Here is a 19,184-nt window from a genome sequence, read left to right on the forward strand (position 1 = left end):
GCCTTGGCCGACGGCCCCTCGCCAGCACAGCTTTCTCGCGTTCTCCGCTATCACCTGAACGAGCTGGGCGCGCTCAATGCGCACCATGACTTCGAGCATCTGACGCGACACGTCGCGCGAGCTCGGCTCTATTCGAACATCCTGCCCGCGACCGGCCCCGTCAGTGCGGGCGGTGATGGAGGCCGGGATTTCGAGTCGTTCAGGACGAACCTGCCGCTTCCCTTGACCGCGAACTCGCCGTTCGTCGCACAGGCCTCCGGAGCCCGCGAGGTCGTGTTCGCCTGCAGTCTCGAGAAGCGGATCGAACCGAAGATCAAGAAGGATGTGAAGTCCATCGTCGCGGGCGGGGCCGTCGATGAGATCGTCTACTTCTGCGAGGCGGATTTCCCGATCGGTCGGCGCCGCAGATTGCAGAAGTGGGCGAGAGACGAGCACAACATCGAGCTCAGGATTTTCGATGGCCAGGCGATCGCCGAATGGCTGGCAGATCGCGATCTGTTCTGGATCGCCCAGCAGTACCTTTCGCTGCCGGCCGAGATCGGCCCCGCAGGTCCTGCGAGTGGCGACGGGTACGATGATCGTCTTGCCCGTTGGCGAGACCGCGAACCGCTGGTGATAAGCCAGGCCGACTTCACGGACATAAAGCGCGGTGTGCGGCGAGCGACCTTCGACATCGAAGCACGTCACGATCTCCGCTTCTGGATTTCGAAGATGGAGGTCTTCGCGGCGCACGAGGCGGCACCGCGTGGTCTCGCCCGGAACGCGGCCTATGAGATCGCGGTCGCGTCCCTTCGAGGGTTCGGGGATCTGAACCCCCAGGCGCACAGGCTCCGCGACTACTACTCCGACGTCGGGGAATGGACCGGGCAGGCTGACCTGCAGAACGCAGCCACCTTGCTCGTCTATGCGCACGGCGGCTTGCTCCACTCGACCTATCACGGCTCATTGGACGAGCTCGTTGAGTGGCGAAACACCCTTCTCGACGTGATCGATCGCGAGATCGAGACCGCGCCCGGCCCGGTGCGTCGCACCGGGCTGCTTCGCGTTCGCGGGCACATCAGCGGACTCCCGAGCGCTCCGGACGCGCCAAGCGATCCAAACGCATCTCGTTTGGACTGGGGACGGATGCTCGATGAAGCCAAATCTACGCCACTCTTCCCGATCGAAGACTTCTCGGATTTCCTGACCAAGGTGATCGCGATCGCGGGCGAGGATGCGGAGCTGCTCGCCTTGGCGGAACGCGCCGACGAACTGATCGCTGAACGGGCTGGCGGCGCGGTGGCAGGTGAAAAGGCCCTCAAAAGGGCGCTCGCGCTTCTGGACAATGATCATCCACTGACGGCGATCCGCGAGCTCCACAAGGCCAAGGCGAAGTGGTTTTCTGGGGACCGCATCGAGGGCGCCGTCCGCGTCATGCTCCTGCTCGCAGGCTGCTACCGGGATTTGGGGCTGACCTATGCAGCCAAGAACTACGCGCTCGCGGCGGCCTTCATTGCCGAGTACCACCCCGAGGACGCGCTCGGCCCGCTTCTGCCCACCGCGCGCTTGTCCGTGGCGGACTTCGAGGACAACGCAGGCTGCGCGGTTGGTTTCATTCAAGCGATGGCGGCGATGCTGCGCGCTCATGTCCAGCATCAAGCGGACCCTCTCGACCTTGAGAAGCACTCGGACCTCAACGTCAACATCGGGCAACTGACGACGTGGCGAGGGGCTCTTCTCAGGCTCGCCCCCGAGGCGCTGCCTACCTTTGACAGACTGTACGCCGACTGGCCGCCTGTGCTCTGGGATCCAATCCGGTCCGCCTCGGAGTCGGCGGACGGCTTCTGGATTCAGGATAACCCGGATGAACTGTGGGAGCGTCTCCAGGAGGCTTTCCTTGATCGTCCGTTCAGTGATTTTGGCCCCAAGCGAACCGTTCGCTGGCGCGCGATGGATATCGATTGGACGTGCGTGTTCGAGAACCGCTACGCCGTCGTGCCCGAGGCCGAACAGGTTATAGCCAGCCTCCAGCTTTTCGCCGTCATCCTGCTCCGGGTCGATCTGGTGACCCTTCCGGGTGAAGTGCATATCGATGTCCGGGTGGATCCGACACACGCGGAGCCTGCGTTCGAGGAAGTCGAACCCAGCACGCCGACCACAATACGCACCTTCAGTCTCACCCTTCCGTCTGGAGGCCCGCCAGACCCATGGCCGATGATTCAAGGGGTCCTCGCTCCGATCCTCGGAGCCCTGTCGCTGTTGCCGCCGAAGGAAGCGGCCGAAGCACTGAGCGACCAGGTGGAAGCGCTCGCCGGCGAGCTCTTCACCGCTCGCCCTTACCCGGAACTCTACCGAGACCTGATCTCTGAGGAGGCGTTCGGCGAGGCGATCCGCCAGGCGTTGCCGACCATCGAGCCCGAACGCGTCTTTGAGCTTAGAAAGATCGAGGCGCTGTCGGGGCCGACGGGGCCCGGGCCAGGATATGATGCGGATGAAGCCGCACTGTCGATTGAGCAGCGATACAATCGCTCGTTCGCCTATCTCCGCCACACCCTCCCAGTAATTCTAGCGGATCCGGATGTGCGCGCCCGCCTCGCGGCGATGCGCGACGAGGGACTCAAGGACTGGGAAATCCTGAGCATCCTGGCGAATATCGCCTTGAACGCCCGCTTTTCGTTCGATGTGGCGGGAAGACCGTCGCGCGAGGTGATGGAGAAGGCGAAAGCCGAATTGAACAGGCCTGAAGAACCGGATGAAGCGCTGTCCGCCGAGGCCTTTTCGGACGAGGCCATCAGAGTGAACAGGCTGATGTTCATCGGCGCCCACGTCGGTTCGTGGGGCTTGCAGGGCGGACGAATGAGAGATCCGGACGCGCTGGAAGCGCTGTTGATCCGGCGTTATGGCCTGCGGCGAGACGACGTCGATCACGAGCCCCTGTTCTGATGCCCGATCGCCGCTGCGACAGGGATGCGATGTTTTCGACCTTGCTTCGAGGCCGGGCATTTCCGAGACTCACCCCATGAAACGCCCTCTCCGCAAACTGTCGCCGACCAAGCAGCGTGAGCTGGAACGGTACGTCGACATCATCGAGGAGGGGTTCGCCAAGGCAATCTCGACGCGACGGGCCGACCGACTAAAGAACGGTCGCATCCTGAAGATCATCCTCTACGGGAGCTACGCACGAGGCGACTGGGTCCACGATCCTATCAGCCGTTACTTCTCGGATTTCGATCTGCTGGTCATCGTCGATCACGAGGACCTCACGGACATCGAGTTCTGGGAGAAGGTCAACGAGGAGCTGATGGAGCAGTGGACGCTCGGCGCCATGCGCACCTCCACCGAGCTCATCGTTCACAGCCTCGACGACGTGAACTTCAAGCTGGAGCACGGCCGTCCGTTCTTCATCGACATCGTCCGCGAGGGCATCGTCCTGAAGGATACGCCCGGCGTGAAGCTGTCGGACCCGCAGCCTCTTCCGCCAGCGACCGCACTGGAAGAGACGATGGAGTACGTCGAGGAGTGGAAAGCAGCTTCGAACGGCTTCACGAAAATCGCGCGGTTCTGCATCGACGATCACGAGCTAAAGCTCGCAGCGTTCAATCTGCATCAAGCGACCGAGTCCCTCTATCAGGGCTTGCTGCTCGTCCTGACGCTCTATGCGCCTCGCAGCCACAACCTCGTCCATCTCCGGAAGATCACGGAGCCGCTGGAACCGCGCCTTCGCGAAGTGTGGCCGCAGGAGACCAAGTTCCAGAAGCGCTGCTTCGAACTGTTGCGCGCGGCCTACGTGAAGGCTCGCTACTCGCGCCACTACCGCATCACGGAGGAGGAGCTCGCGTATCTCGGAGAGCGCATCGAGTTGCTCCGCCAGATTGTGGCCGAAGCCTCCGATCGCCGGCTCGCTGAGCTGCGGGCTGAGGGTTCGACCGAGACCTAGAGCCGCCGTCCACGACGATGTCCACGACCTCTTCCGAAGGCTTGACCTGGCCGCCGCCGACCACGGCGATCATCGGCTTCGATGTCGAAGCGATAAACGCCGAAACGGCGGACCATTCGCACGTCGATGCGGGCGTGTTCGAGCAACGCTTCATGGTGCTCGCGCGAGCGAGCGAGGGACAACTGGCCTCCGGGTGGTACTGGCTGTCCGGCGCCGTCGGACTCCTGCTCCGCCCCGCTGACCAAGGGTCGCCGTGGGGCCCGCGATATGTGGGCGAGGGCTGGCGGATGCCCGCGATCGAGGATTTCCTCCCTCAGGCCGGGGTTTTCGAAACCCTGGCGGCTCAACTCGATCACCCCGGGCTGAAGGCGCGACTGGCCGACATAGCCTGGACCAATGAACGCCATCGCGGTGCAGCGGGACGCTGTGCGATCGACGGCTATGTGGATAGCCTGGATCGGTTGCTCGATGGGCGCTCCAGACCGCGATACGGCGAAGCCGAGGGCGCGTCGTTTGAAGCGCTAGGGTTCGCCCAACGCGCCCTGCAGCTGGCGCTCAGGCTGACCGGCAAGAAGAAAACCGACCCGGCCGCGCGTGACGCCTTTTTGCGCCTCTATGGTAGAGCGGTGACCGACCGCGCGGTCACGGTCTTCGGTTCGGCGGCGGCACTTGCGCGCTACTACGATCTGGTCCCGGCCCTCGACGTCGCCGCCGACCTCGAGGCCGTCGCTCGCGACGCGCCGGATCGGTTCGATCCCTTGGCGTCCGCGCAGTTGCTGGGACACGCCGCGCACCTTCATTTGCAAGCCCGCGACGAGGACGCCAGCAGGCGGTGTCAGGTCGAGAGGGTCAGCACAATCCTGAAGATGGTGGACCAGGTCAGCACCTCCGGCGCCAAGGCGCATTGGGTGCAGTCCGCCCTGCACGCCCTGCGCGGCATAAGGGGACAGGATGAGTGGCGCCGTTCGCTCCGGCGGGACTTGCGTGATCTTCAGGAAGACGCCCTGTCCGAGTTCGTCATGATGACCGTTCCGCTCGACCTCGGCGAAGAGCGACGGGAGGCGTTCGAGACCTTCGCGCAGCTGGATCTCCCGGCGGCGTTGAAGGCCTTGGCCTGCATCGGACGGTCCCAGCCCGTCGAAACGCTTCGCGAGGACGCACTGGCCTCGCTCGATCAGTTCCCGCTCGGCGCCATGATGGGAACCCGGCACTCCGACGAAGACGGACGAACCGCCGCGAACACGCCATCCGGAGATCGGGAAGATCCCGACGAGGATTGGCTGAAGCAGAGGATCAACGAATCCGAGCGATTTCGTCGGCAGATCGTTGTGCAGGGGAGTTTCGACCCGGCCCGGCTGACCCTCTCCCAACGGCACAACATTCATGAACGGCATCTTGGGGCGATCGTGTCCCGCTCCCCGTTCGTGCGCTGGGAGCAGCAAGGTCTCATGGCGCTGGGCTTTACCCGCCTTCTGCAGGGTGACGATCAGTCAGCGGTCCATCTGCTCGTTCCGCAACTGGAGCCGTGCCTGCGCCATGTGCTCCGGGTTGCGGACCATGACCCGGTCGTCGATTTCGACGACATGACGGAGGAGAATGTGTCTCTGTCGGCGATGTTGGGCAGACTGCGCCCTCAGCTGGAAGCCATCCTGCCGCCGGCCACCGTTCTGGAGCTTGAGCTCTTGTTCGATTTCCGGGCGGGGTCGGCCCTGCGCCATGCGGTGGCCCATGGACGGATCGGCACCGGGGGATGCCATACGACCGAGGCCGTTTACGCCTGCTGGCTGCTGTACCAGCTGACGTGCTGGCCGTTGCTGCGGACGTGGGATTCCATCACAGCACCGGCTATAAGAGAGCAATGTTAGCCGACAGGCCCGCCCAACAGCGGCCCGCCCCGGTAGTCTTCGCATGAGGCCGCGCCATGAGTGACAAACGGACTGATTTTCTCTGGATCGTCCAGATGATCATGATCAAGCATCAGGAGCGTGTGACGGGTTGGTCCGGCGTGGCGGGCGACGCGGTTGCAGCGAGCCACCGCATTCCCGCAGAGATGACGGCGAGGGACGCCGCCCTCGCCTTCTGCAGCGTCTTCGTCGAAGGCTTTAATGGCGAGACGCGCGCTGAGGTCCCAGCCTGGCTGAGCGCCCTCCGCGATCCGTCCCGCTCGGTTTATGAGGACCGAGGGCTCCGCTCGGTCTGACGCGCAAGTGCGAACGGGAGCGATCGAGGGTGACCCCGTCAGCCCAGCGCGCCGAGACTGACCACCACCCAGGCCGACCGATCCGCGCCGTGGCGGGCCGACAGTTCAACCCAGACCATCTCGCCGACGCCGACGCCTTGAAGAAGATCGACCGGGGCCACGGCCGTGTAGCTTTCGATAGGGTCGAGATCATTCTTCTCGATGGTGATCTGCCGGGCGGCGCCGCGCGCAGGCAGGTCCAGGAGCTTGCGTCCAAGGTCGCCGAGATCCGCGTAGAGCTCCTTGATCCGGGTCGTGTCGACCTTCAGATCGCGCACGACGCCGATGAAGCTCTCGTGCTCACCCGGCATCGGGTCCATCGCCTTGACCCCGACAAGCTGGTGCGCCGGAGCGACGATGTGGGCGGGTGGCTCCGGCGTCGGTGCGCCCGTGCCGATGGCCACAAAGCCTTTGAGGGCCTCAAGAGGCTGTCCCTTTCCGGTCGAAGGATCGAGGCCGGCTTTCAGCCAGCCGCCCGCGCCCGCCATTGAAGCGCCGACGATCGCGGCGCTGCAGTCGTGTCGCGGCCACGGCGGCTGATTGGTTTCGAAGAAGACGCCGCTGCCGCAACTGCATTGATAGACGTAGATCGCCGAGGTGCAGTCCGGACATCGCCACGGATAGATCCAGGACCGGCACTCCGATCGATGCAAAAAATGTCCCATACACGCCTCCCGACGCGCAGCTATCCGCATCTTCGGCGAGTCCACAAGCGGAGGTTGACGGCGCGATGCGCCACAGCCCCTCAAGGTAGTCGGCTTGCGGCGATCGTACCGAGCGGGCAACGTGGCGCTCCGCCTGACAAGGAGCGCTCATGCCGCCATCCATCCTGACCTTCATTGCCTTCTATCTGAACGGGGCGATGGACTCCGGTCGCTACGACGACATCATGATCGATGAGGTCAAGGAGGAGATCAGGAACGGAACCGTCTTCGACTACCTGCGTCGTCGCCTCGGACGGGACATCGACCTGAGCCTGCTGGATTCGGCCCAGGAGGCGGAACTTCTCGGGGAGTGGCAGGACCTGCTCGACGCCGTGAACGAGCGCCGCAAATTCTGCGTGGAGCGCCGGGGCCTCACCCTGCTCGTCGCCTATCTGCTGGAAGGCGTGCAACGCCGGATGCCCTAAGGCGACGCCGGGCAAGCCTCGCCCGGCGCAGCCTCCCCGAGGTGCATGACCAGGCTGCCCGGGGGAAAAGCGCCATCGACGAACGCAGGGCGATCAGGATGCCAGTCGGCCCGGTCGTGCCACTCCTTGCGCATCCTGCGACTCACGGCATCTTGTGAGTCGGGTTAGGCGCCTGTGACCTGTCGCCGGGTCAAACGTCTCGTGGCTTGCAATCCCTTCCTCGGCCCCACGTTTTCCTCGTGTGCCGCAGCGTAATCGGCGACCTGCGCACCCACAGAGGCAAACGCCATGGTCGAACTCGACATCACTCTGAACCCTGTCACCCTCGAGCGCCTCAAGGCCGGACTTCGACAGACCGCTCCCGAAATCAAATCCTCCCACCGCGTCGAAGCGCTGGCGCGTGGACTGGGCTTCCACTCCAACGCCGAATTGCGCGCTCGCATCGACGCGGGCGGTTCTCGACGGATCGATCCTGAGCCGTTCGGCCGCTACCTGACCGAACGTGACTTCGATGCGCCGGCATCGATGCTGCTGCGCGCCGCAGCACATGCGATCACGCTCACGGCGATGGACCGCGACGATCGTCTCCATAAATGGGGATGGGGTTTCGGGCGGCCCGAACGCCGAAGCGATGGTCGCTGGGAGACGCCCTACGAGCACTATGACCGGGTCCAGGCGTATCGGGAGGAGCTGAAGGAGATCGCAGTCGCCGACCATGTGCTGCGCGCACTCGCCATGCTGGCGTCGGTGCCCGCGACGAAGACCATCCGCCCCGACACCGACAGCTATCGCCTGAAGCACATCGCGGAGAACTTCGCCTGCACCTTCCCCGACGGCGCGCCCTTGGGCCCGGACTATGTCGCGAACGGCCCTCTGATCGTGGCGGCCGTCCATCTTGGTTTCCGATACCGGACGGCGTACGACCGGGACGGAAACGAGTGGCCGAACGTCACCTTCAACATGTCGCAGTCACACCTGCTTGAGCTGGACATCGCCTGTCGGCCCAACGGCGCACGGGCACAGGACCGGCGCCGCAAACAGGAGGCGCGGAAGTACAGTTCGTTGTGGCCGCGGATCAGAGCGGCCTAGCTCTCGCGACGGCGCCCTGACGCTGGTGGGACGGTTTCTCGCGAGGGTTCTCAGGATCGGGTTCAGGCGCGTCGTCCAGCGCCTTCCACATCGCCTTGACCGTGTCGGACTGGCCCGTGGTCGTATCCTCGCGGGCCTGTTCGACGGCGTCGCGCTCGTCGTCGCTCAGCGCACGCTTCAGCCGCCGTTCCTGATGCGCGATGAATTTGCTCGGCTTCATGCGCGGATCACACCTTGACCGGGGGCCGTGGGCGACCCGACCCGGAGCCGTTCGGTTCGGAAAAGGTCGCCCGGGTTCCGGTCCATCGGTCCGTCCCCCCGACCATTGGACTTACAGCGTTATGCCGAAGCGGAACACCACGCTTCGCCGCCTTGCCCGGAGACAAAAAGCCGCGCGCCCCAAAGGGCGCGCGGCGAGTTTTCGGCCCCTTACACCGTCTATTCGGCGGCGAACCGGTAGGCGTCGTCATCGGCTGCGGGCGGCTCGGTCGCCTCGCCTTCCGGCTCCGGGGCCTCCGGTTCCGCCGCATCGGAGACGGTGCGCAGTACGGACGGAAGCCAGCCCTTGCCCTCGACCAGCCGCTCGGCGGCATCGGCCATGTCGCCCTTCTTGAACCCGGCGATCCGCCCGGCTTCCTCGGGCGTGGTCGCCTCGGTCACCGCTTCCAGAACCCGCGCCTTGGACACGCGGGAGAAATAGCTGGCGGCGGTGGCGGTCCACGTTCCTGTCATATCCAGACCGGTGGCGGTCGCCAGCGTCTCGGCATGGGCGAGGGCGTCCGGCTTGCGGTCGTGGGGGTCGCGCACGGCATAGAGGCCGACGCCCGCGCAACAGGCCATCAGGTCCAGAAGGTCCGACGGCGGCACGGTCATGAGCACGGCCCAGAGGTCTCGCGCCTCTTCCGGCAGACGGGCGCCCCACGCCTCCAGCCGGTCGGCCACCCGCCGCCCGGCCGGGCTGTCGCTGACGCCGGGCGCCAGCCGCTCCAGACCGGTCACGCCCAGACGCAGTTGCAGGGGCGTCCACGTCCCCCACGCCGGGTAGAAGACCTGCAAGGCCAGCGCATGGACCACCACCGTCAGGGCGATGTTTTCATCGGCCTGAACCGCATCGCGCAGCCCCATGGTCCGATGGGCGGTGAGGTCGATCACCAGCCGTTCGGACAGGGGCGCCGGTCCCTCGTCGGCCTCGGCTTCCGGCGCGGGCGGGGCCGTTTCGCCGTCCTGCGTCTCCGCCTCGGACCAGCTTTCCGGGGCGTCCGGATCGGGCGCCCGGTCGCTGACCGCATCCTCGGCCCTGACCAGACCCCGCTCGAACCGGGCCAGTCCGTCGTGGCCCAGCAGGACCATGACCCCGGCCCGCGCCTTGACCTCGGCGGGATAGTCGAAGTCCGGGCCGAAGGCTTGCAGGGCCTTGTCGATCTCTTCCAGCCGGGCGTCGGCTTCGGGCGTCAGCCCTTCCGGCCCGGCCTCGGAGACGAGGGCGTCGTATTCCTCGGACAGGGCGGCGATCTGCGCCGCATCGTCCTCGGACCGGACGACCTCGACCGGATAGACCCGGCCCAGGGCGTTGACGGCGACATAGTCGGACGCGGCCTCGGCCCATTTCCAGTCCTCGCGCTGGCGCGCCTCGTCGGCCAGAGCGGTGAGCTTGTCGCCCACCATCCGGTCCAGCAGGGCCGGGTCTTCCAGCCAGCCGCCGCCGTCCTCGGTGAACAGGTCGCGCAGCACCGAACCGCCCTCGGCCTCATACGCCTCGACGCCGACGAAGACGGCGCGGCGGTCGTCCGCCCTGACCTTGGCCTCGGTCATGGCCCGGCGAATGGCGTGGACGGGACGGTACTCGCCCAACTGCTCGAACACCTGACGCTGCCGGTCCTGATCGCCGCTGACGCAGAAGGCCATCAACTGATCAAGCGCCAGCGCCCCCTCCCGATAGGCCGCCATCAGCTCCGGGGCCGCCGCCCCGAGCCGCAGACGTTGACGCACTACGGTCGCCGTGACGCCGAACCGGGCGCCGATCTCCTCGGCGCCATAGCCCTTCTCGTCCGCCAGCCGCTTGAACGCCTCGAACTGGTCGGCGGGGTGCATGGCCTCGCGGGTGGTGTTTTCGTCGAGACTGATTTCATGGGCGTCATTCTCGGTATCTACGACAACCTTGACCGGATGGGTCCGCTTGATCTGCTTGCGCTTGGCCAAGAGCCTCAGGCCCTGACGGCGCCCCTCCCCGATGGTTACGAGGTAATTGCCGGTGGCCGTCCCGTCCTCGCCGCGTTCGATCTCGACCACGGGCGGCTGCAACACCCCCTTGACCTTGATGGAGGCGGCGAACGCCTCGATGGTCGCCGCGCTGTGCGGCACCTTCCGGGCGTTCTTCGGGGACGCCTTCAACCGGTTCAGCGGAACCACGATCTCCGCACCGTGAACCGGCTCCTGATCCGCTCCGGTCGCGGCGGCGCCAGCCGCCGCAGGGATACGGGCTTGGGTGGATTGAGCAGTCATGTCTGCCTCCTTTGGGCAAGGGTTGCAGGCACGCGAAACGCGCGCCTGAAACCCTGCCCGTCGGCGAGACCGGGGTAGCAAGGGCCAGGGCGGATCGGCCGGAGGGGGATCGCCCGGCCTGCACAAGCCTCGTATCGATCGCGGGCATCGCCCCTGTCGCCGGCGCGGAAGGCCGGGGAGACCGGCCGATCCGGCGGCGGAGCCGCTTCACCCTGGCCCGCGCGAGGGCGGAGCCCTTAGATCTTCAGAGGCATGCGATCGCGGTTCGGCCAGCCGAATCAGCGAGGGTGATGTCCCTTCGCCGATTGCGGCCCACACGGAGTGCCCAGATGACCACCGCTGCATCCCCCGCCCGACCCGTCTGCTACGCCCGGATCATTCTGACGGCCGCAGGCGTTCAACTCCCCCGTCAGCACTTTTTGGTCGCCGGATCCACGCCGGCTCAGATCAACAGCGTCGCAATCGGCCTACGCGACGCGCACGATCAGGCTGACAACTATCTTAACAAAACTGTTCCGGCCGCCGAAGTGCCGGAGCACGTCCTGCTCCAGGATGGTCAGTCGCTGCCTCTCGACGTCGAGCTGAGTTGGTTCGACAACGATCTGGGCAAGGTGGATTGGTCGAAGTTGAAGATTTGAACTACAGTACGCGGCGGCGAGCGTTCAGGACGTGTTGCCAGTGTCAGCCCACGAGCCGCACCGAGATCGGACAGTGGTCCGACGGGTGCTCGGCCTCGGGCACGCCGCCGTAGACATATTCCTCGAATGACCCCGGCTCGATCCGGGCGGTCGCGGCAGCGCCCGTGGCGATGAAGTCGATGTATTCGCGGTAGCGCGCCTTACAGCCGGCCGGCCGGTCGCCCGAGGTCAGGGTCAGGGTCGAGCCCTCTGGGTCGCCGTCGTTCAGGTCGGCCAGGAAGGCGTCGTTACGGCTGGCAAGACGACGGTTCCAGTCGCCCAGCACGACGAAGGCGGCGCCTTCGCGGGCGCGCGCCTCGGTCCATCCCTCCAGCACAGGGAGCTGGTCGAAGAGCACGGGGCAGTCCGGGTCGGTCGGCTCGCGGCCGGAGTTGCAGCCGGACTTCAGATGCACCGCCAGGAGCCGAACCGGCCGCCCGCGCGACACCGTCACATCCACGCCCCAGCGAAGATCGGGGTTACCGAGGGCCAGGGCGCTAAGGTCGGGATTGCGGGTCCAGGGCACGCCCTTGCGGATGGCGAAGCCGACGGCCTGGTTCTGGATAGAGAGCCCCGGACGCCCACGGCACTCGCCGCCGCGGGTGCTGGGCGGACGGCCGGACATGACCACGTCGTAGAGCGCCGGATCGAACACCCGTTCGGCGGCGGCCCGGTTCTGCACTTCCTGAAAGGCGATCACGTCGGCGCCGAGGGCCGAGGCGTGCGCCCGCAGACGGGCGTAGTCCGCCCCGGTGCGCGGGCTGCAGCCCTCCCCGTCCCGTTCGGCCAGATGCTTCATGTTCCAGCTGGCGATCTTGAGGCCGCCGCCGTCGCGGGGCGGCGTCATGCCGACGCAGCCCGACAGGAGGGCGGCCGAGAGGGTGAGCGCGATCAGGGATTTCATGACAGGGGGCCTCGCGGGGAAGGGTGCGGCCCGGCCGACGGCGGGTCGGCGCGGGACCGCTGCCGGGCGCAAGGTCGGTCGCGGTCCGGCGGTCCCCGCCTATCCCATCGAACCGATTCCCGCGATGCGTCATTCGCGGCGCCCCAGTTGAGGGGCGTTTCGGCGCCAGCAAAAGTGTTCAGACCCTCCCCGCCTTCGGCCATTGCCCAGCTTAAGGGCGAATTCACTGGCGAGCCCTAGCCTGTGATCCAACACGGAGAGGGTTCATGAAAAACGCCATCTTGCTGCGTCAGTCGGGTCTCAGTCTCATCAGTGTCACTGCGGTTCTCGCCGCAACGTTTACTGGCTGGGGTATCGCTATCGGACACGGTGCCGAGGCCCTGTCGATAGCCTCGTTCGCTGCCGCGCCGGTCGCTTTGGGCGCCTTGTTGATCCGCGCGGGAGCGAAGCGGCCCGCCTGAGCCTGCTTCAACGCCAGGTCATCTGCGGCCCGCTTCGATTGCGTCGGGCCGGTGAGCCTGTAGGCTGGCCAACGACGGGTTCCGGAACGATAGGGACCGATCGGGAGCCGGGGGACGTCCTCGACGTCGGCGGCGGCCGGTCCTGAAACACCGGGCTTCCTCGCAGAAGTTCCAGGCCCGTCCCCCATTCGCCGTCCCGAAAGGATCGCCGTGGCCGATGAGTTCACCGCCGAGGAAACGGCCCTCTATGACGAGCTGGCGGAACGGGCGGGCGAGGTCGCGCGCCGGATCCTGGCCGAACGCGGCCTGATCTATCTTGACGATCTCACTCCCGCGGCCGCCCGCGACCTGCTTCGGATCGCCTGGTGAGAAGCTGCCGAGGCGCGGTTCGCGAACCAGGATGTCAGCGAGCTTCATGCCGAGATCGACCTGATGGTCGACAGCCTCGTCATGAGCTCCGAAGGCGGCAGCGCCGCCCCGGCTTCGGTTCACTAGGCGGGAGCGCGCGAGTCCGCCGACGTGCGCGCCCTTGTGTCGCGATAGGGAGCCGGGGTCGACGACTTCATCCGGAAGCCGACCGACCCCGACCCTGAGACCTCCGCTAACCTTGAGCCAGCGGCGCCGGCGGCCGGGCCGTGGAAACGCCGGGAGGCGGGGTCCGCATGAACGGCGGCAGTCCGTCGATTTCGTACTGTTCCATCGACGCGACACGGCGTTCTTCGCTCATTTTCACCAGCGCACGACCCGCTTCCAGCTTCTCCTCGGGCATGTCTCCGAACATCACCTCTCCGAACTGATTGAGTAGCGAGTGTTCGACTCCCTCGAAGGAGAAGTCGTTTTGCCAGCCATTGGCGAGGATGAAGAGCAGCAGACGCTCGCAGTTCTCCGGAAGGACCTTGCCCTTCAGCCACTGACCGTAAAGCCACAGCGCGACGTCAGCCATCTGGATGCCGGGGCTCTGATCGTCGGGCTTCATGGCGAAGAGACTGCCAGGAGCCCGCTGCAGGGAGTAGCGCTCGCCAGCCCATTCGATGACATCCGGCGAGGCGTTGGAAAACAGACCGTGCCAAGAGCTCAGCGTGCGTCCGAACTCGTTCTGCTCATCGTGGATGATCGACGCGATCTTCTTGTTCAGGCGCCTGGACATGGACTGGAGCCCTTCCAGAAGGTTCGCGAAGGCCACCAGATTGGGGAAGTGGCCCTGCTTGGCGAGCTTCTGCTCGGTGGCGAACTGGACGCACTCCGGGTGCGCGATGATCCAGTCCAGCCCCTGCCCCAGCAACTCGCGCGATCGCGCATCCGGCAGGATGTCGAGCCGGGCCTTGATCGCCTCGCAGATCGGCGGAAGCGCCGCACGGGCGTCCGCCTCCTTGGGCATCAGCAGACACTTCCAGAAGTCCCGGGCGATATCGTCGGTGATGACACCAGCGAGCTTGAAGGCTCCGATGATCTTGAGCGGCTTCAAATTATAGGCGTGCCACGGGACGGCGGCGTTCTCCCCGGAGTCGAACAGGGTGTCGAACATCTTGGTCGCCAGCAGGTACTTCTTCTCGACCCGCGAGACGAAGAAGTTCGCTCCGGCGCGATGGAGCAGGCGGAGCAGGTCGTCGGCGATCAGTTCCAGCCGCCCGAGGCCAAGCTCGTTCGCGTGGATGGCGGTGGCGCCAACCTTCCCGGCGATGGCCCGAACCTGATCGCCATAGTTCCGGTCGAAGTCGCCCCGGCTGACCAGGGCGGCGGTGTAGTAGTCGGGCTGCGCCGTATCGAAGATGTTTCTTCCGGTGTTTCCGGACTCATCGACGTAGGCGAACAGCGGGGTGCGGGCTTCTCCCATGGTTTCTTATTCTCCGTTCTCAGGGGGGCCTGAGAGATCGGAAGCGGCCCTCGCCATTTCAAGGCGCAGCGTTCATCGAATTCGGGTTGGTGCGGGCGGCCGGGGTCGAACCGGCATGGGCAAAGCCCGACGGATTTTCATACCACTTCGACTTTCGCCGCCGCCGGATGGCGTTCGTGGTCTGGACTATCCCTTCGCCGTAGCCGAAGCCTTAGGCGCCGCCCGTCTAGTCTCTACACCTTCCCGTCCAAGGGGGACGGGCTTGGCTCGGGATCGCCATCTGACAGGGTTCCCCGACTTTGAGCGGTTCTACGTCCGGGATTTCCCCCGGCGCACTCAATCCTCAGCTTAAGTCCGTTGCGTCTACCAGTTTCGCCACGCCCGCGAGCCGAGGCTTCCCTATAGCGAGGAGCCCTCCCCGGTCCAAGAGACTTGGTTCTGTGAGCGTCAGGGCGGCGACCGCAGGCCGACCTCGGGACGGCGCAGTATCTCCCGGACGACGTTCCATCGGACTGCGCGGGCCCAACGCTGCTTCAGCTCGGCGCTCTGGATCGCGACGATCTTCATGGTTGCGGAAGGGGACCAGAGGCCCGCCCTTTCGCGGGCCGCCCAGATTGGGCCGCCGCTCAACCCCTTGATGCTTCCGATCGCCTCCGTCTCGCCGTCCAGCCGGGCGCCCTGCGCGTCGAGATAGATGAACAGGTCGTGGGAGTAGATCGGCTGGCTGGCTTTCTTGGGGATCGCGGTCAGGGGATCGGTCGCGAGATTGAGCATCCTTTGATGGACAATCCCGTCAACGTTCCGGGCTCCCTCATGAAGGAAGCCACTCACTACCAGGCGGTCGCCAACCCGGTCGTCGCCCCCTTGCTCCAGTGGCAGAAAGCCCCAGTTCTCCGCCAGCATGGCGATGGTCTCGGGCTCCTTGAGCTCTATCACGACGACGTCGGCCGTGACGGGCGGTGGTTGATGGTAAACGATGTGATGCCCGAACGTTCGAAAGTTGCCCCGCACCGGCTGTTCGGGAATGACGACCTCTTCGGTCGGGATCATCGCTGAAGAGGCGTCTTCGGGGTCCTCCCGGAAGAGGTGGTCGGCTGTGACCAGGAAGATTCTGTCTTCGTGTTTGAACAGGGTTCCGGTGCCTAGGATTTCGATCTCGCCGCCGGGCACATCACGCAGGATTGGCAGGGTGACCCGAAGGCGAAAGGCGTTCAGCGCTTTGTCGGCCTCGAGATGGACCGTCTCCGGCGGACTCTGATGCAGGTAGTAGAAGACGCCATCGGTCGTGACGTCGGCGAGCGCTGCTCCGGCGTCGAACGGAAGGGTCGCCGTGGGCCGGCTCAGGTCGGCTTCTGCGATCAGCATCCAGTGCTCAGCTTCCTCACCGCCCCGATCGACGCCCCACCCGGACGCCTTGGAGAAGACGGCGTGCTCGGCGGCCGAGGTGGAGTACGGGGAGCGGTAGATCTGGACGTCCATGGGGAAGACTTAGGTCTCCGACGCCGTTTCGCCAGCGCGCGCCCCTCGCTGTCTCGCCGGCTTCGGCTTGCGGACGTTGATTGCCGAGGCGTCGAGCACGTTCTTGATGTGCGAGGCGTAGTATTTCTCGATCATCTCCACGCTGGTCCGGCAGTTCTTGGCGACCTGGTAGATGTCCGCCCCCTCCATCAGCCGCATCGAGATGTAGGTGTGCCGCAGGCTGTAGGCCGTCCGCGGCTTGCCGTCCCGGTCCTTCTTAAGCCCGAGTTCGTCCAGGATGGCGTTCAGGAGCTCGCGCTGGACCAGTCCGAAAACGAGATCGGTCGGCTCGCCGTTCTTGCGCTTCAGGACCCGCTCGAAGGGACGCACGGCGCCCGGCATGCTCTTGCAGTACCCGACGCCCCGCTTTCCCCGGACCTCGATCTCAAGGATCCGCTCGCCGGTGGCCTCATCCTCGACGATGGAGACGTCCCTGAACTCAAGGCGCTGAGCCTCGTCGGGACGAAGGCCGGTGTTGACCATGAACAGGACGAAATCGTGGAACTGCTCGCACTCCTCGCGCCACCGTTCTTTTTTCGGGTTCTTCGCCCTCTCCCGCGTCGCTTCATAGAGTCGCTTGTACTCCTCGGGGGAGAACCACGCCCGATGGCTGATCTTCCCGGACGCCCGATAGGGGTTGCTCATATCGGGAAGGGCCGAAATCCAACCCTTGCGGTTGGCGCTCTTCAGGATCTGTCGGAGGCAGACCATCTCGTTGTGAAGCGTCTGCCGGCTCGGTCTCTTCCAGGCCTTGACCTTGCCGATCCGCTCCCGACCGTCCGACACGAAGCGCACCCGCTGTGGCTCCTCGGGAGGTGTAACCCGCTGAAGCCGATAGTCCTGGATCCGACCGGCCGAGACTTCGGAGATCGCCAGGTCGCCGAAGAACGGGTTCAGGTAGAGCCGGATCACCCTGCCTTTGCTCGCGACGTACTGAGCGTTGCGCTCGCCCAGCGTCATCGCCGCGTACTCCTTCTCGAACGCTGCTGCGGCTTCGCGGAATGTCTTCTCGCCGCTTCGGCGCGGCGCGATCCGCTCCGGAATCACGACCAGTGAGTTTGGAGGCGTCGGCAACACGCCGTGCCTCCGCAGCCGGTCCTCGGCTACGCGATCGAGATACCAGTCTCGAGCGAACTCTCGCGCGTAGGCGATGTTCGTTTCCTTCGTCGACTGACGGTAGTTGCGACCGCTCAGGTACGTCGCGCACTGCCAGAAGCGGCTGTTCTCGCGACGGTACACATGGAGCTTTCCGTCCATGAGGGAGTGAGACTCCGACACATGACCTCCTTGCCGATGACGGCAACTGTGTAAGGCATGTGTAAGTCTCTATCCCTCGTAACCGTTTGATTTAGATACGTAAATCTACGGTAGTGGGTTTTAAGTCTGCTGCGTCTACCAGTTTCGCCACGCCCGCGAGCCGGTCCGGCTCTATAGCCAGAACCGGCGGCCGGGGCCAAGCGGCTCAGCGCGCAGGCGTGGCCGGGGCGGCGGGGCGCATGGCGCGGAAATCGACGTCCGAATCGGCGATCAGCCACAGCAGCCCCGCCCAGGCGGCGACGTTCTGGCTCAGTTGGGCCGGGTCGATCTTGTCCAGGGTGTCGTTGGCCGTGTGGTGCAGGTCGAAATAGCGGGTTCCGTCCTGGGCCAGGCCGAAGAAGGGCACGCCCAACGGCCCCATAGGCCCGACATCGACCCCGCCCTCGGTCTCGACGCGGTCCGAGGCCAGGACGCCGATCGGATAGAGGACGCGCGTGGCGGCCTTCTGGAAGTCGGAGCCTTGCGCGCCGGCCGGCAGCCGCAGCGCATAGACCCGGTCGGCGCCGAAGTCGCTCTCGCCGGCGATGATGTGCTTGTCCAGGGCGGCGCCTTGGTTGCGGGCGTAGACGCCGCCGCCGTTGCCGGTCCGGGGCGTCGGCTGGGCCACCTCTTCGGAACCATAGAAGATGACGCGCAGGGTGCGCGCCGGGCGACGGCCGCTGTCGGCGATGGCCTTGGCTGCGGCCACCGTAATGGCGCCGCCCGCTCCGTCGTCGATCGCGCCGGTGCCCAGATCCCAGCTGTCCATGTGCGAGCCCAGGACGATGATCTCGTCCGGACGGCTGGCGCCGGGCAGGTCGCCGATCACGTTCTGGCTGTGGGTCTCATAGGTATGGGCCGTCGAGGTCAGGCGCATCCGCACCGGCTCGCCCAGGGCGACCAGGCGGCTGACCTGGTCGGCGTCCGGCGCCGACAGGGCGAAGGCGGGGATGGTCGGCTTGCCGTCTACATAGCGGGTGGTGCCGGTGTGCGGCATCCGGTCCTCGTCGGACCCGACCGAGCGCATCACGAAGGCCGCCGCCCCCTTGGCCGCGGCGACGCCCGGCCCGGCCCCGCGCACGCGGGTCTGGGGACCATAGCCCGAGCCGTCCTGCATCGGATGCATCTGGCCCAAATCGACATAGACGATCTTGCCCCGCACAGCGGCGTCCGGCGCGGCCTGAAGGTCTTCCATCGAGGCGAAACGGACGATCTCGGCCTCGACTCCGCCTGTGGGGGTGGCTGGCGAATGGCCCAGCGCGGCGGCGACCAGGGCCTGGGCGTGGTCGCCGACAATGGCGGCGGAGCTTTCGCCCCGCTCCCACCCGACCAGAGGAAACTCTTCGATGCGGACGTTCTGGAAGCCGTGGGCGCGCAGATAGTCGGCGGCCCAGGCGGCGGCGTCCTGTTCGGCTTTCGATCCCGCCGGGCGCGCGCCGAACCGGGTCGTCAGCTGGGTGACGTAGTCCAGGGCGATGTTGGAGCGCAGGGCCGCGTCGCGAATGGCGATCGCCCGCTCCACCGTCGCGGCGTCCTGGGCCGACGCCAGGGGCGCAAAGGCGACAAGGCCCAGCGCAAGGGCGCTGGCGGTCAGCAGACGAAGGGACATGGGCGCGGCT

The 19,184-nt window shown here is 65.9% G+C and carries 17 protein-coding genes; 9 read left to right on the forward strand and 8 right to left on the reverse strand.

Annotation, left to right across the window (positions count from 1 at the left end):
* The first annotated feature begins 3 nt into the window (after window positions 1–3).
* The 4 genes from JL11_RS15030 to JL11_RS15045 all read left to right on the forward strand — a co-directional run bounded on the left by JL11_RS15030 (window position 4) and on the right by JL11_RS15045 (window position 6,116).
* Window positions 4–2,922 (forward strand): hypothetical protein, encoded by a 2,919-nt coding sequence (locus JL11_RS15030; RefSeq protein WP_054766362.1) that lies wholly within the window; start codon window positions 4–6, stop codon window positions 2,920–2,922.
* 76 nt (window positions 2,923–2,998) lie between these two features.
* Window positions 2,999–3,916 carry a HEPN domain-containing protein gene (locus JL11_RS15035; protein WP_054766363.1) on the forward strand — a complete coding sequence of 306 codons (918 nt, stop codon included), beginning with the start codon at window positions 2,999–3,001 and terminating at the stop codon, window positions 3,914–3,916.
* Window positions 3,917–3,933: 17 nt separating this feature from the next.
* Complete coding sequence (locus JL11_RS15040; RefSeq protein WP_054766364.1) at window positions 3,934–5,781, forward strand: DUF7380 domain-containing protein; 1,848 nt, start codon at window positions 3,934–3,936, stop codon at window positions 5,779–5,781.
* 95 nt (window positions 5,782–5,876) lie between these two features.
* A complete protein-coding gene (locus JL11_RS15045) occupies window positions 5,877–6,116 on the forward strand; it encodes a hypothetical protein (RefSeq protein WP_156314209.1) in 240 nt (79 codons plus the stop codon).
* Window positions 6,117–6,154: 38 nt separating this feature from the next.
* On the opposite strand, the gene JL11_RS15050 is transcribed toward JL11_RS15045, so the two are convergent.
* Window positions 6,155–6,850 carry a hypothetical protein gene (locus JL11_RS15050; RefSeq protein WP_156314210.1) on the reverse strand — a complete coding sequence of 232 codons (696 nt, stop codon included), beginning with the start codon at window positions 6,848–6,850 and terminating at the stop codon, window positions 6,155–6,157.
* Window positions 6,851–6,969: 119 nt separating this feature from the next.
* On the opposite strand from JL11_RS15050, the gene JL11_RS15055 reads away from it, so the two are divergent.
* Window positions 6,970–7,284 (forward strand): hypothetical protein, encoded by a 315-nt coding sequence (locus tag JL11_RS15055; protein ID WP_054766367.1) that lies wholly within the window; start codon window positions 6,970–6,972, stop codon window positions 7,282–7,284.
* A 288-nt stretch (window positions 7,285–7,572) separates the two neighbouring features.
* Window positions 7,573–8,373, forward strand: coding sequence for a hypothetical protein (locus JL11_RS15060; protein WP_054766368.1), 801 nt, complete (start codon window positions 7,573–7,575; stop codon window positions 8,371–8,373).
* Here the strand turns inward: JL11_RS15060 and JL11_RS15065 are convergent.
* Both JL11_RS15065 and JL11_RS15070 read right to left on the reverse strand, forming a co-directional pair.
* Window positions 8,360–8,593: a hypothetical protein gene (locus tag JL11_RS15065; RefSeq protein WP_054766369.1), complete on the reverse strand. Its 234-nt coding sequence runs from the start codon at window positions 8,591–8,593 to the stop codon at window positions 8,360–8,362. The genes JL11_RS15060 and JL11_RS15065 overlap by 14 nt on opposite strands.
* Window positions 8,594–8,811: 218 nt before the next feature.
* On the reverse strand, window positions 8,812–10,875 hold the full coding sequence (locus tag JL11_RS15070) for a ParB/RepB/Spo0J family partition protein (protein WP_054766370.1): 2,064 nt from the start codon (window positions 10,873–10,875) through the stop codon (window positions 8,812–8,814).
* 329 nt (window positions 10,876–11,204) lie between these two features.
* Between JL11_RS15070 and JL11_RS15075 the strand changes: the two genes are divergently transcribed.
* Window positions 11,205–11,513: a hypothetical protein gene (locus JL11_RS15075; RefSeq protein WP_054766371.1), complete on the forward strand. Its 309-nt coding sequence runs from the start codon at window positions 11,205–11,207 to the stop codon at window positions 11,511–11,513.
* A gap of 43 nt (window positions 11,514–11,556) precedes the next feature.
* On the opposite strand, the gene JL11_RS15080 is transcribed toward JL11_RS15075, so the two are convergent.
* Window positions 11,557–12,456 carry an endonuclease/exonuclease/phosphatase family protein gene (locus JL11_RS15080; RefSeq protein WP_054766372.1) on the reverse strand — a complete coding sequence of 300 codons (900 nt, stop codon included), beginning with the start codon at window positions 12,454–12,456 and terminating at the stop codon, window positions 11,557–11,559.
* Window positions 12,457–12,722: 266 nt separating this feature from the next.
* Here JL11_RS15080 and JL11_RS15085 point away from each other — a divergent pair, with 266 nt between their 5' ends.
* Entirely contained in the window at window positions 12,723–12,917 is a 195-nt protein-coding gene (locus JL11_RS15085; protein WP_054766373.1) for a hypothetical protein, read from the forward strand.
* A gap of 210 nt (window positions 12,918–13,127) precedes the next feature.
* Complete coding sequence (locus JL11_RS17585; RefSeq protein WP_156314211.1) at window positions 13,128–13,286, forward strand: hypothetical protein; 159 nt, start codon at window positions 13,128–13,130, stop codon at window positions 13,284–13,286.
* A 232-nt stretch (window positions 13,287–13,518) separates the two neighbouring features.
* Here the strand turns inward: JL11_RS17585 and JL11_RS15090 are convergent, their stop codons facing one another.
* The 4 genes from JL11_RS15090 to JL11_RS15105 form a co-directional block, all read right to left on the reverse strand.
* Window positions 13,519–14,751, reverse strand: coding sequence for a DUF3800 domain-containing protein (locus JL11_RS15090; RefSeq protein WP_054766374.1), 1,233 nt, complete (start codon window positions 14,749–14,751; stop codon window positions 13,519–13,521).
* A 447-nt stretch (window positions 14,752–15,198) separates the two neighbouring features.
* Entirely contained in the window at window positions 15,199–16,230 is a 1,032-nt protein-coding gene (locus JL11_RS15095) for a hypothetical protein (RefSeq protein ID WP_054766375.1), read from the reverse strand.
* A 9-nt stretch (window positions 16,231–16,239) separates the two neighbouring features.
* Window positions 16,240–17,508, reverse strand: coding sequence for a site-specific integrase (locus tag JL11_RS15100; RefSeq protein WP_224761007.1), 1,269 nt, complete (start codon window positions 17,506–17,508; stop codon window positions 16,240–16,242).
* A 223-nt stretch (window positions 17,509–17,731) separates the two neighbouring features.
* Window positions 17,732–19,174, reverse strand: a complete 1,443-nt coding sequence (locus tag JL11_RS15105) for a M20/M25/M40 family metallo-hydrolase (RefSeq protein WP_054766377.1) — start codon at window positions 19,172–19,174, stop codon at window positions 17,732–17,734.
* Window positions 19,175–19,184: the final 10 nt, after the last annotated feature.

Origin of the sequence: Brevundimonas sp. DS20 (assembly GCF_001310255.1) — a bacterium.
GTDB lineage: Bacteria > Pseudomonadota > Alphaproteobacteria > Caulobacterales > Caulobacteraceae > Brevundimonas > Brevundimonas aurantiaca.